The sequence below is a fragment of the Fibrobacterota bacterium genome (assembly GCA_019509785.1).
Taxonomy (GTDB): Bacteria; Fibrobacterota; Fibrobacteria; order UBA11236; family UBA11236; genus Chersky-265.
Map to the genome: position 1 here is coordinate 32,584 of JAEKLQ010000058.1, position 11,941 is coordinate 44,524.

Genomic DNA, 11,941 nt, shown 5'->3' on the forward strand with positions numbered 1-11,941 from the left:
GTTACCTTGGTCCGGCTAGACGTTCACCTTGTAGGCGAGTTCGAGCTCGTCGCCCAGCTTCCCGCGGATGCCCCAGCAACGCCGGGGCGATTCGAAAATCGTGACCTCGAGATCGTTGGGATGCATCCCGAATTCCGATTGCGCGTCGTCCATGAGTTTGCGCAGGAGGGCCTTAAGGGCCACGGGCGAACGACCCTCGAAAAGGGAGATCTCGATGATGGTGTACGCCGAAGTCCGATCCGAGGGATAGAGGAAGTCCTCCCCGTCCAAAGGGAAAAAGCGCTGGAAACGTTTGTCCTTGGGCAGGCTCAACGCCGCGACCACGGCGTTTTGGATGAGATCGGACCAGCGGGCCCGGTTCGGGACCAGGACTTCGCGGCGGCCGTAAATCTTAACCTGTGCCATGGCCCTCAGCCTCCTACGCTGGAAGAGGGGGATTGAGACTCAGGCGGCCGGTCTTCCATCTTGGCCTCCATGGAAACCGTGATGCCGTTCTTCTTCATCATGTCGTATAAGGTGGGGCGCGTGAGGCCGGTGACCTTGGCGGCCAGGCTGATGTTGCCTTTGGCCTGCTTGAGGGCGTTGAGGAGGAAATTGCGGTCGAACATCTGCCGCGCTTCGCGGTAGCTGAGGACGGTGAAGGAGGTCTCCGAAAGCTGCAAATCCTCGGGCTCGATGACCTGGTTGGCGCAGGTGATGGAGGCGCGGTTCAGCTTGTTCTCCAGTTCGCGCACGTTGCCGGGCCAGCTGTAATTCATCAGCATCTGCTCGGCGCGCTTGGAAAGCTTCAGGCGCGCCTGGTTGAACTTCAGGCGGTTGGCCTCGATGATCTTGGCGGCGATGAAGGGGATGTCGTCCTTGCGATCCCGCAGGGGCGGCAGATGGATCTCGAACTCGCTGAGGCGGTAATAGAGATCGGTCCGCATGGCGGGATTGTCCTTCTCCGCCAGGTTGGTCTTGTTGGTGGCGGCGATGATGCGGACGTTCAAGCTGCGGAAAGCGGTCTCCCCTACGCGCTGCAGCTTCTGGTCCTGCAGGAAGCGCAGCAGCTTCACTTGCAAGGCCATGGGCATGTCCCCGATTTCGTCGAGGAACAGGGTTCCCTTGTTGGCCGATTCGATGAGCCCCATCTTGTCGGTGTTGGCCCCGGTGAAGGCGCCCTTCACGTAGCCGAACAGTTCCGATTCCATCAGGCTGGCCGGGATGGAGCCGCAGTTAATGGGTACGAAAATCTCGTTGCGGCGCGGGCTGTGGAAATGCACGGCGCGCGCGCACAGCTCCTTGCCGGTCCCGCTCTCGCCGGTGATGAGGACGTTCACGTCCGTCTTCGCCAGCTTGCGGATGTTGTCGAAGATCTTCCGCATCAGATCGCTTTGCCCGATCATGAGGTTGTCCGCCTCGCTGGGCAGGCCCTGCGCCGCCTTCTCCTCGGCCGGCTTCTCCAGGGTGGCCATGCGGCAGGCCCGCGCCAGGATCACTTTCAACTCATCGATGTCGATCGGCTTCTGCAGGTAGTCGAAGGCGCCGCGTTCCACCGCGCGGCGGCCCAGATCGGCGCTATTGTTCGAGGTATTCACGATGATCTTGGCCAGGCGATCCTCGCGCAAGACCGCGTCGATGATCTCCAGCCCCCGCTCAGGCTTGTTCTCCAGGCCCATGTCCAGGCAAATGACGCCGGGCTTCTGCCGCCGCACCGCGTCCAAGCAGCCCTCCAGGGTCTCGGCCTCGAGCACCTCGAAGTCCGAGTTCAGGGCCCATTTCATTTGTTCGCGCAGGCCCACGTTGTCTTCCACGAGAAGGAGCTTGATCATGGGGGGAAAGATAACAAGCGGGCGGGAGGGACGGGTCGAATGGTTCCGGCGCGCGCGTAAATCCGCGCCGGGACGGAGCTGGAAAGGGCTTATCCCGTTCCCAAGAGGATGCAGAACTCCGTCCCCTTGCCCAATTCCGAATGCGCCAGGATGCGCCCGCCCATTTGCTCGACCAGGGTCTTGCATTGGTACAGGCCGATCCCCACGCCCTTTTCCTTGGTGGTCGCGAAGGGCTGGAACAGGCGCCGCCGCACGAATTCGGGATCCATGCCCGCGCCGTCGTCCTCGACCATGATCCAGGCCGCGTAGCTGGCGAAAAACCGTTCGCCGCCCCCGAAGAGATCCCGCAGGCGCTGGGGCGCGCCTTCGGCCAGGTACCCGAAGGAAAGGCGCAGCCTGCCCCGGGGCGAGGCTTCGCCGTCCCGGCGCATGGCCTCCAGCGAATTGGTGACGAGGTTGCGGACCACGAAGAACAGGGCTTGCCGATCCATGGGGACCGCCGAAGCCCCGCGGCCTTCGAGGGCGAAACCCACCTGGGGCAGGGAGGCCAGGCCGGAATTCTGGACCACCTCTTCCAACAGCGGCCGCAAGGGGGCATGCGCCAGCTTCACCTCTTGCGTTTTCGGGGCCACCGCCAGGCGATCGATCAGCCCTTGCAGGTTCACGGCGCAACTCTTGACCGAGGCCAGCATGCTGGCTTGGAAGGCCGGATTGCCCAGGTTCTTCTCGGCGTTCCTCATCAACAGGTTCAGGGTCGCGATCTGGTTCTTGATATCGTGGATGATGAAGGAGGCCACGTGGTGGAACGACTCGAACTGCTTGCGCTCGATGCGTTCCTGGAGCACGCGGTTCTTGAAGAGCGCATCGCCGATGGAAGTGGAAAAGACCTCGATGAGGGCGAGATCCTCCGAGTCGAAGGCCTCCCCCCCGCTGCGGCCCTGCAAGGCGAGGATGCCCCCCAACCGCTCCCCGATGAAGACCGGGAAGGCGCCGTCCAGGCGCAATTCCTCGACCAGGGGCTCCTTGCGCGCGGCCTGCCGGCGCGCGCGGCCCGCATCGTCCTCGGCCACCAGATCCAAAGGACGCCCGTCGGCGACCAGTTCGCGCGCCAGCGGGCTGTCGCCGCTGATCACCAGCCCGCGCCGCGTCGCCTCTTCCTTGTTCTCATGCTGGTAGAAATTCCCGTCCTGCCAATCGAGCAGGAAGAAGTAGGCGTCCTCGACGTTCACCGAGTATTTCATGTTCTCGATCAATTCGGTAATGGCGCCGTCCACGTCCGCGCCCGACCTGGACGTCTTATGCTGGCGGAAGAATTGCTCCTGGTAATCGTACTTGCGCGAGTAGAACCGGCTGTTGATCCAATCGCTGATGTGCCGGCGCATGGTGCCGGAGCCCAGCACCAGCACGGCCAGGAAGCAAAGGGAAAAGCCCACCAGAAAGCGATCGAAATAAGTGAAGTCCAGGTGTAGCCATTGGAAGGCCAGGATGGTGAGGGCCACGCCCAGGAAGGCCGCCCCGGTGAGGAAGACGGTGGCCGAGGAATACAAGGTGCCGCGCGGGATGGCGATGCGTTCCGAGCCCAGGCGGTAGCGGAGGAAGCCGGCCAGGATCACCGGATACACCACTCCGTAAACCACCGAAGAGGCTTCCGCGAAATGTTCCGGCAACTCGCGGTAGATCAGCACTTTCGAGAAATAGAGGATATGGAAGACGGACAGGCTGCCCAAGCCGATGAAGCAGAGCCGGCCGATGCGCCGCTGGTAATCCTTGGCGAAACGGTAGGTGCTTTCCAGCAGGTAAAGCGTGTAGACCGCCGTCAGCACGCGCATGGCGGGGATCAGTATCGCCGGACCCGTGAACAGGATGCTCGACAGGCCCAGGGAACCCGTGGCGGAAACATGGCCCGGCAGCCATAGCGCCGCCATGGCCGCCGCCGTGCCGAAGGCGGCCACCGAATAAAGCGAAACCTTCAGGCTTCCCCAGGCCAGGGAAGGCCCATCGCCCTCGTCGCGCAGGAAATGCCGGGCCAACTCCAGGATGCCCAGGGAGATCAGCAGTCCGATGAGCTGCAAGGCGAGCTGGTAATGGTACCAGACCGCGTTCTCCCTGGCGAACACGGCCCCCCAACCGAACCAGAGGTGGGCGACGAACAGGCCGGAAAGCCCTGCCAGTACGACGCGCAAGGCGGTCCGGTAGGATCGGAAAAGGACCAGGAAGCCTAGCGCCAAGTCGAGGAGGGTGCCGACCAGGAGGAAGGCGAGGGTAAGCATGGGCTGGTCCGCGCCTTAGTGCTCAGTCATGACCGAGTACTAGCCCGCCTCCGCTTCGGGGGCGGATTGGACTTGGTAGTAGTACGAGTACTTCCGGTACCGGTTCTCCTCGAAAGGGGAGATTTTCGATCCGTTCAGGATGCATGAGACCCTGGCGTTGCGCTCGAACAAGATGTCGACGGCCTCGCGCGCCTCGCGCGCGGCGGTGACGCCCGAGCGGCAGACGAAAACCACGCCGTCCACCTGGTCCGCCAGGGAGAGGGGTTCCGGCGTGATCATGACGGGAGGCATGTCGAGGATGACGACGTCGAATTGGCTGCGGGCCATCTCGACGAAAGCCTTGAAACGATCGGAACCCACCAACTCCCCCGCGTTGGCGTTCGGCGATTTGCGCGGAGCCACCACCAGGTTCCGCTGCAAGGTAGGCTGGAAAACGAGGCTCGCGGATTCCAGGAAGTGCCCGGCCTCGATGTCGGGCTGATCGAGGATGGTGTCCAGGCCGGTGGCCACGTGCAAGTTGAAGATCTTGGCGACCCTCCCCAGGCGGAAATCGGCGTCGATGAGGAGGGTACGTTTCCCCTTGCGGGCGAAAGTCACGGCCAGGTTGGCCGCGCAGGTGGACTTGCCCTCATGCGGCCGGCACGAGGTGATCAGCAGGCAGAACTTCCCGGGCGCGCCCGCGTTGCGGAAGCCATTCTCGATTTCTTCCCGGATCATACGGAAGGCTTCCACGTCTTCCAACCGCGACATCCCGCCGTGGATGATCAGCATGGGGTCGACCGCGGGCTTGCGCGAGTCGCCCTCTTCCTCGCCCTTCTTATACTTGAGCTTACGCTCGGCGATGACCCCGAGGACCTTCAGCCCCAGCAAACGCGTTACGTCTTCCTTGGTCCAGATGCGGATGAAAACCAGGGACCAGGCCAGCACCAGGCCGGGGATGAGGATAAAAAGCAGGGCGACCGCCGCCGCCGCGATCAGCAAACGCGTTTTGGTGGAAGGCGGATAGTAGATGGCCGGGCGGGCGGGATCCACCACCGACACCTTGAAGAACTCCGACCCGGTCACCAGCTTGGCGCGGTTGTAGCTTTCCAGCAGGCGATCGTAGATGTTCTGGTTGTTCTTGTTGACGTTGTTCAGGCGCTCGAGCTCCAGTTGGATCTTGACGGGGGGCCGGTAGTTCTGGCGCGGCGCGGTGGTGGCGACCCGGGCCCGCGCTTGCGCGAGTTCCTGGTCGATGCGCTTTACCAACGAGCCTTCCGCCCCCTCGAGCTGGCGGTAGAGGGAATCCTTCTCCGCCTCCGCTTCCTTGATGCGGGGATGATCGGGGCCCAGGGTGGCCCGCAAGCTCTGCTGCCGCGCGTTCACCTCTTGCAGGCTCGCCCTCAGGATGCCCGCTTTCGCTTCGCCCGCCTGCGCCATTTCCCCCAACAGTTCGAGGGCCCAGAAATAACGCCGCTCGGGCGTTGCGTCGGGTTCCCGCGCCGCGAACGCCTGGACCACCCGCCGCTTCTGGCCCTCCAGCTGATCCATGGTCTGGCGCGATTCGAGGTAGGTCAGGTTGTCCCCCGCGCTGGGGCCTTGTTGCTGGGACAACTCCGGGTTTTCGGCATAATAATGGGAAAGGTCGTCCTGGCTTTTTTCCAGGCGTTCCTTGGCCAAGTCCAAATCCTTTTCCATCTGCGCCAGGATGCCCACGTCCTGCACCTCGGTGGTGCCGTAATAGACGTCCAGGAACTCGCTCTGCAAGGTGGAGAGGATATCGGCGACGAGGAAGGGATCGCGATCCTTAAGGTGGATCTCGAAATTGGTGCCTCCCAGGGGCCGCGCGGAAACGTTCTTCTTCAGATCCTGGAAGACGGCGTCGAAGGGCATGAAATCCAGATCCACGCGATTGCCGTGCTCCCCGGAAAGGAATTCCGGCGTGAACTGCACGTCCAGTCCCGGGAAGGAAAGACGGCCCTCGCCCACGATAGGGCCTTGGTGCACCTTGTAATCGGTGGTCGCCCCTACGGGCTTGTAGTTCACCGTGGCTTCGGTGCCGCGGCCGGACAAAACGATGGTGTAACGTTCCAGCCCCAGGTTGTCCGTGTATTTCACGTCTTTGAACACCCACTTCTGGAACTGTTCCTTGGTGGCGATGCGCAGGCGCAATCCCAGCTTGGTAATGGTCCCTTCCAGCACCTGATGGCTGGAGAGGATGCTCAGGATGGATTGGCCCGAGGTGATGGCCACGTCGCGCATGACGTTGGTCTGGGCGCCGACCACGTCGGGAAAACGCATCACCGTGGTGGCGGAATACGATTTCGGCAAATCGAAAAGGGACAGGGCGATGCCTACCGGCGCGGCCACGACGAACCAAGCGATGAGCGCGATCCATTTCCGCATCCAAAGGACGTGGAAAAGGGTGGTGAGCGAGGGGAGCTTGCGCGGACCGGAGGGGAGATCCTCCATCTCCCCCGCTGGGTGCGCATCGGGAGGCGGGGTTCGGGGGCTCATTTACGGGACCGAAAGATAGATATTAATTTTTTTGGATTGGAATCCGTGACCGCGCCGGATCCTTCGTCGTAAACTTACCACCGAACAGAACCGGACGGCCATGAAAAAAATCCTCCTGATAGCGCCTATTCCCATCCTCGCGATCGGCGCTTTGTTGGTCTGGCAGAACCTGCCGCAGAAGCGCTTCGCCAAACACGTCACCAAGGCCCGGCTGTACGCGAAGGAAGGCAACCTGACGGCCGCCCGGATCGAGTACGAAAAAGGGTATTCGGCCCAGGGGGCATATACCCCTTACGTTTCCCTGGAGGTGCTCAACCTCGCCAACCGCCTCAGCATCCAGGACGGCAAGCCGCGCGAGGCCCTGGAAAATACCCAGAAGTTCGTGGCCGCGCACAAGACCAACAAGGAAGGCCGGGTGCTTTTGGCCGGCCTCGCCTTCGAGATGGGGGAAACGGAATTGGGATTCGACGCCCTGAACGAATTGCTCGTCCAGGATCCTTGGAATTACCGCGGCCGCCTGCTGCTCACCCAGGTGCGCGCGAAACAGGGACGTTTGGATCTCGCGGAACAGCAGTTGCGGTACCTCTACAGCAAATACCCGGATTCGGTGCAGGCCCTGTTGCCCATGGCCGAGGTGCTTTTGCGCGAACGTCGATCAAGCGAAGGACGCGAGTTCCTCCGCCGCGCCCTGGTAAAGGAACCCAAGAACGTCCGCGCCCGGCTGCTGCTGGTGGACAGCTACCTGATGGAGAAACAACTCGACTCGGCCGAACTGATGCTCGATCAGTGGCAGGAATCGGATCCGGACAAGAAGCAACAGGTGCAGATCCGCAAGGCCCGGCTTTACTCCCTGGCCGGACGGCTGGGCGATGCCGAGGCCGCCTTGGCGCCTTACCTCAAGCCCACGGAGGACAATCTCCAGGCCCTCTCCGAGCTGGCCATCCTCCACGCCAAGGGCGGCCGCTACGATTCGGCCCTGGCCTTGTACCGCGCCATCGGCGACGTCTCCCCCAAGGCGAGCGCGACCGCGGAGATCATGTCCTACTACCTGGACATGAAGGCGCAGAATCCGGCCCGCGCCTTGGAGGCGCTCAAAACCCTGCAGATCAGCGATAAGCGCCCGGCCCTGCTGCCCCCGCTCATAGCCGCCTACCTCGCCATCGGCCAGGACAACAAGGCGCAGGACCTGATCGCCCAGCAGCCCGACAGCCTGAAGCGCTCCCTGACCGCCTTCATGGGCAGCCTCCTGCCCGACAAGGAATTCATCGGGCAATGGGCGCTCATCACGTACTTCAGCGCCAACCACCAGAACCCTTCCGTTTTCCAGGCCGTGGAAGATCTCTATAAAAGATGGCCCAAGCAACGCCTCGCCATCGAAATGTGGACCAGCCAATTGTCCGCCATGGGCCGATACGCCGATGCGGCCAAGGTGCTGGCCACCCTGGACAAGCCCGAGCTCGGCCAACGGGTAGGTTATCTGCAGCTTTTGGCCAGCGCGGGCCAGGGCGATAAAGCGCGGGATGCCGCCCTTAAGCTTTCCGCCGATTACCCCGACCTGAAGGGAGTCAACCTCATCCTGGCCGAGTACTGGGTCAAGAAGGACAAGGCCAAGGCCATGGACTATTACCAGAAGGAGCTGGCCCTCAACCCGGACAACCTGGTGGCGTTGAACAACCTGGCCTGGGAATACGGCGTGGTGCAAGGGGACTTGGCCAAAGCCCGGCCGTTCCTCGACAAGCTGAAGGGGGTTAAGAATCTCGACCCGCGCATCCTCGATACGGTGGGTTGGATCCTGGCCGTGAACGGACAGGCCGCCGAAGGCGAGCCCTATCTGCGCAATGCCATCGATCTGGTCCCCGATTTCCCCGCCTTCCAATACCATTTGGCCTTTATCCTGGCGCGGACCGGAAAGAAGGACGAAGCCCGCGATCTCCTGAAGCAGGCCTTGTCCGCCACGGCCGCATTCGAGGAACGCAAGGACGCCGAGAAGCTGATGTCGGAGCTGGGATGAGGGGAGCGGCCTGGGCGGCATTCTCCCTCCTGTTCTTCGCCAACTATTTCCCCGCTTTCCGATGGATGGTGGCGCGCTGGGACGAACCTGCCTCCTACATGTCCCATGGGTGGCTCATCCCCCCCATTTCCGCCTTCCTTCTCTGGCAGCGCAGGAGGGAAATCGCATCGCTCCCCCGCGGCCCCGCCCAGGCAAGCGCCTGGGGTTTTCCTGTGATCATCGTATCGCTTCTTCTCCATCTTACGGCCGGCCTGGCCGACGTCTCTTCCCTATCCGGGCTGACCCTGGTGGGAGTACTGTTGGGCTTCGTCCTATTGGTCGAGGGAAAGCCGACGGCGAAGGCCGCCTGGTTCCCTATCCTGTTCCTGGCCTTGATGGTGCCCCCGCCGGAATTCGTCATCGACAAGCTCAATTTTTCCCTGAAACTGATGGCCGCCGATATCGCGACCAGCCTCCTCGACTTGGTGGGCCTGCCGGCCATCCGCCAGGGCTCGTACATGATTTTCGGCGATGAGAAACTGGCCGTCGGGGACGTATGCTCCGGCCTGCGCAGCCTGCTCGCCCTGCTCGACCTGGGCGTACTTTACGCCTACCTGGTGCGCGAACGCGGACGCGCCGGGGTGGGCGCCGCCCTCGCGATGGCCGTCCCGGCCGCCATCGTCGGCAACGGCCTGCGCATCTTCCTGGTCGCCTGCCTGGTGATCGCTTTCGGGCAAGCCGCCGTGTTCAAGCCGCTGGTGGGCAGTTGGGACCTGCACTTGTTCACGGGCGCCTTCATCTTCATAGCCGCCTTCGGCTGCCTTTACCTCGCGGTGTGGGCGGTAGACCGTTTGTCTCCCGCCGTTTCCGGGCGGGAGCCCGTTCCCCGGGCGGAACCCGTCCAAAAGGGCGTACCGATGACCGCGCGGCGGCAACGCGCGTGGCTGGCGGCATCCCTCCTGGCCCTGGCGGCGGCGGCGGCGCTCTCGGAATCGGTCCTCTTCAAGCAAGTGGTGCAAGGCCAAACCGATCTGGCCCGTAACATCCCCCGCCAACTCGGGGCTTGGCAATTAGTGGACGAACAAACGGCCACGCCATCCGAAGTACAAGGGTTGGAGACGCGCGACATCATCAAGCGCACCTATAGCGACGGGCGCGAATATATGGAATTGGTAGTGGCCTACATCGCCCATAGCAGCCGCAAGTCGGCCCATGCGCAGGAAGCCTGTTTACGGGGAGCGGGAGCCCTGGTGGGAAGCATCGGGAAGGTCTCCTGGGAGAATGGCCGGGTGAACGGAAAGCTCATTTCCATCGACGTGCGGGACCAACGCGAATGGGTCTGCTATTGGTATAAGATCGGGGATACCTATACCGCCGACTACCTGGCCTCCAGCTTGCGCATGTTCCTGGGCGGCCTCATCGGCGAGAAGATCCAGGGAGCATCCTTGGTCCGCATCCTCACGCCCGAGGCCCGCGGCGAAAGCCAAGCCCGCATTGAATCCCGCATGCAGGACTTCACCCATGCCTTGTTGCCGGAATTGAAGAAGGCTCTACCTTAGATTGGAAATGGCTTTGCCGAAAGTCCGGTTTTTCATGGAGGAACTCGCGATATATGGACTTTTTGAGTCTGTAAAGTCGAAGAGGGAAGCGACGGCATTCTTTACGCCTCTCCCCGACGAAGGAAGCCGGGGTTCCGAAATCCCGGTTTCGGGCGCATTCCAAGCTGGATAACTCCCTAATTTTCTTGGCATTGAATTAGCTTGTCTAGGGCTGAGCAGCGCATGAATGAGAAGAGGATTTCAATGCAGAAGTTATTAGCGATTTTGGCACTTTCGGCGGGTTTGTCCCAGGCCACGGTAATTCACTGGAGCGCGTCCAACGACTCTAAGTCCTTGGCTGATGCCGTTGCCAATGACAGCATTTACACCGGCTACGTCGACTTGGTCGAGTTCAACGATGGTTCGTTCAGCAGCATCTGGTCCACGCCCGATCCGCTCTTGGGAAAATACGTGGTCATGAATACCAAGACCGACATGTTCTACATCTCCACCAGCAACGCTCCCGCTTCGATCGCCAGCAATGCGCTGTTCTCGGCGAGCTTCGACTTCGACCTGAACTCGTCCAACCTTTCGACCGCGAACGGTTACGTGCTCGGGAATATCTCCATCAATAATACCATCGGTTCCGCGGGCCTAACGGAGTTCGCCCAGACCGAGGCGATTTATCCGGACGCCCAGTACACCTTCTCCGCCCAGGGCTCCTTCGGGAACGGGCAGTTGGGCACGGTTCCCGAACCCACCTCCCTCGGCCTGATGGGCTTGGGCCTGATCGGCTTCGGTCTCTTCATCCGCCGCAAGAAGACCGTCTGAGCCTTTTTAGCATCGATTGAAAAAAGCGGAGGGGAAACCCTCCGCTTTTTTTGCGTACTCCCCGCATCCATAGGCAAACGGGAAATCGGGTAGCGGACGGCCCGGCAGGGGACCCTTAGAACTTGAGCTTCCGGCCGTAGAAAGCTTCCGCATAGCTGCTTTCGGCTTGGCACTCCATCCCTCGGATGCGCATCAGGCCCAGGAAGGTATCTTCGCTGAACCAATTCTTGCCCCATTGGGTGGGATAACCTTCGCGGATCAATTCCACTTTCCGGCGGAAAACGGATTCGGGTAATTCCACGAAAACGTTGGGAACACCCAGGTCGCCATCGTACTTGGGGATTTCGTACTCCCAGATCAAATGATTCCGCCATGTGTTCCAGGTCAGTTCGGAGATGAGGCGATGGTCCTGATGCAGATCCTGGCGATAATGCGTGAGGATGAGGTCGGGGTTCACTTGCGCTTTCAAAACCTCGAAGGCCTCCTTCACCTCGATCCCATGGTAGGGAAGGAATCCATCGCGAAACGCATGCACCCGGACCTCGGCCTTGGCGGCCCCGGCCAGGAACAAGCCGGCGGATTTTTCCGCCTCCGACTTGCGGACCGGGTTGGATGCGAATACGATCCAGTACACCTCGAGGCCGGGGTTCTCCTTCAAGAGCCGGAGCAAGGCGCCGCCGCAACCGATTTCGATATCATCGCAATGCGCCCCCAGGGCGAGCACGGTCTTGAGTCCCGGCAATCGGGCCGTCAGCATCGGGCTTCACCGGATGGCTGGCGGAGCCCGGCGGAGGGACGGGGGCCTACAGGGCGCTCTTCTTCCAGACTTCCCATGGGGCATCGCCTTTCGCGTATAAATCGTCCAACTGCTGCTTGTCCTTGAAGGTGTCCATGCAGCCCCAGAACCCGTTGTGATGGTACGCGGTCAGCTCGCCCTTGGCGATCAGCCGCTGGAATGGCTCGTGCACCAGCTCTTCGCCGGGCTTGATGTGGTCGAATATCTCG

The 11,941-nt window shown here is 61.8% G+C and carries 9 protein-coding genes; 3 read left to right on the forward strand and 6 right to left on the reverse strand.

Annotated features, from left to right (window positions below):
* Positions 1–15 precede the first annotated feature (15 nt).
* The 4 genes from JF616_17500 to JF616_17515 all read right to left on the reverse strand — a co-directional run bounded on the left by JF616_17500 (position 16) and on the right by JF616_17515 (position 6,577).
* A complete protein-coding gene (locus JF616_17500; protein ID MBW8889554.1) occupies positions 16–405 on the reverse strand; it encodes a tautomerase family protein in 390 nt (129 codons plus the stop codon).
* Between the two features lie 5 nt (positions 406–410).
* On the reverse strand, positions 411–1,811 hold the full coding sequence (locus JF616_17505; GenBank protein MBW8889555.1) for a sigma-54-dependent Fis family transcriptional regulator: 1,401 nt from the start codon (positions 1,809–1,811) through the stop codon (positions 411–413).
* Between the two features lie 89 nt (positions 1,812–1,900).
* Entirely contained in the window at positions 1,901–4,081 is a 2,181-nt protein-coding gene (locus JF616_17510) for a hypothetical protein (GenBank protein MBW8889556.1), read from the reverse strand.
* A gap of 39 nt (positions 4,082–4,120) precedes the next feature.
* A complete protein-coding gene (locus JF616_17515; GenBank protein MBW8889557.1) occupies positions 4,121–6,577 on the reverse strand; it encodes a P-loop NTPase in 2,457 nt (818 codons plus the stop codon).
* A gap of 100 nt (positions 6,578–6,677) precedes the next feature.
* Between JF616_17515 and JF616_17520 the strand changes: the two genes are divergently transcribed.
* The 3 genes from JF616_17520 to JF616_17530 all read left to right on the forward strand — a co-directional run bounded on the left by JF616_17520 (position 6,678) and on the right by JF616_17530 (position 10,936).
* Entirely contained in the window at positions 6,678–8,588 is a 1,911-nt protein-coding gene (locus tag JF616_17520; GenBank protein MBW8889558.1) for a tetratricopeptide repeat protein, read from the forward strand.
* Positions 8,585–10,126: an EpsI family protein gene (locus JF616_17525; GenBank protein ID MBW8889559.1), complete on the forward strand. Its 1,542-nt coding sequence runs from the start codon at positions 8,585–8,587 to the stop codon at positions 10,124–10,126. The genes JF616_17520 and JF616_17525 overlap by 4 nt, the downstream gene beginning before the upstream one ends.
* Before the next feature lie 243 nt (positions 10,127–10,369).
* Positions 10,370–10,936, forward strand: coding sequence for a PEP-CTERM sorting domain-containing protein (locus JF616_17530; protein MBW8889560.1), 567 nt, complete (start codon positions 10,370–10,372; stop codon positions 10,934–10,936).
* A 115-nt stretch (positions 10,937–11,051) separates the two neighbouring features.
* Here the strand turns inward: JF616_17530 and JF616_17535 are convergent, their stop codons facing one another.
* Both JF616_17535 and JF616_17540 read right to left on the reverse strand, forming a co-directional pair.
* The gene (locus tag JF616_17535) at positions 11,052–11,693 is read right to left on the reverse strand and encodes a PIG-L family deacetylase (protein ID MBW8889561.1); all 642 of its coding nucleotides are present in this window, start codon (positions 11,691–11,693) and stop codon (positions 11,052–11,054) included.
* A gap of 46 nt (positions 11,694–11,739) precedes the next feature.
* Positions 11,740–11,941: glucose-1-phosphate cytidylyltransferase (locus JF616_17540; GenBank protein ID MBW8889562.1), on the reverse strand; the 202-nt coding region annotated here is incomplete at its 5' end.

What these genes read in the sequence shown, in the direction of transcription:
- JF616_17515 (MBW8889557.1), bottom strand. Translation starts at nt 6,577, where the DNA reads ATGAGCCCCCGAACCCCGCCTCCCGATGCGCACCCAGCGGGGGAGATG.
- JF616_17520 (MBW8889558.1), top strand. Translation starts at nt 6,678, where the DNA reads ATGAAAAAAATCCTCCTGATAGCGCCTATTCCCATCCTCGCGATCGGC.
- JF616_17505 (MBW8889555.1), bottom strand. Translation starts at nt 1,811, where the DNA reads ATGATCAAGCTCCTTCTCGTGGAAGACAACGTGGGCCTGCGCGAACAA.
- JF616_17510 (MBW8889556.1), bottom strand. Translation starts at nt 4,081, where the DNA reads ATGCTTACCCTCGCCTTCCTCCTGGTCGGCACCCTCCTCGACTTGGCG.
- JF616_17500 (MBW8889554.1), bottom strand. Translation starts at nt 405, where the DNA reads ATGGCACAGGTTAAGATTTACGGCCGCCGCGAAGTCCTGGTCCCGAAC.
- JF616_17525 (MBW8889559.1), top strand. Translation starts at nt 8,585, where the DNA reads ATGAGGGGAGCGGCCTGGGCGGCATTCTCCCTCCTGTTCTTCGCCAAC.
- JF616_17535 (MBW8889561.1), bottom strand. Translation starts at nt 11,693, where the DNA reads ATGCTGACGGCCCGATTGCCGGGACTCAAGACCGTGCTCGCCCTGGGG.
- JF616_17530 (MBW8889560.1), top strand. Translation starts at nt 10,370, where the DNA reads ATGCAGAAGTTATTAGCGATTTTGGCACTTTCGGCGGGTTTGTCCCAG.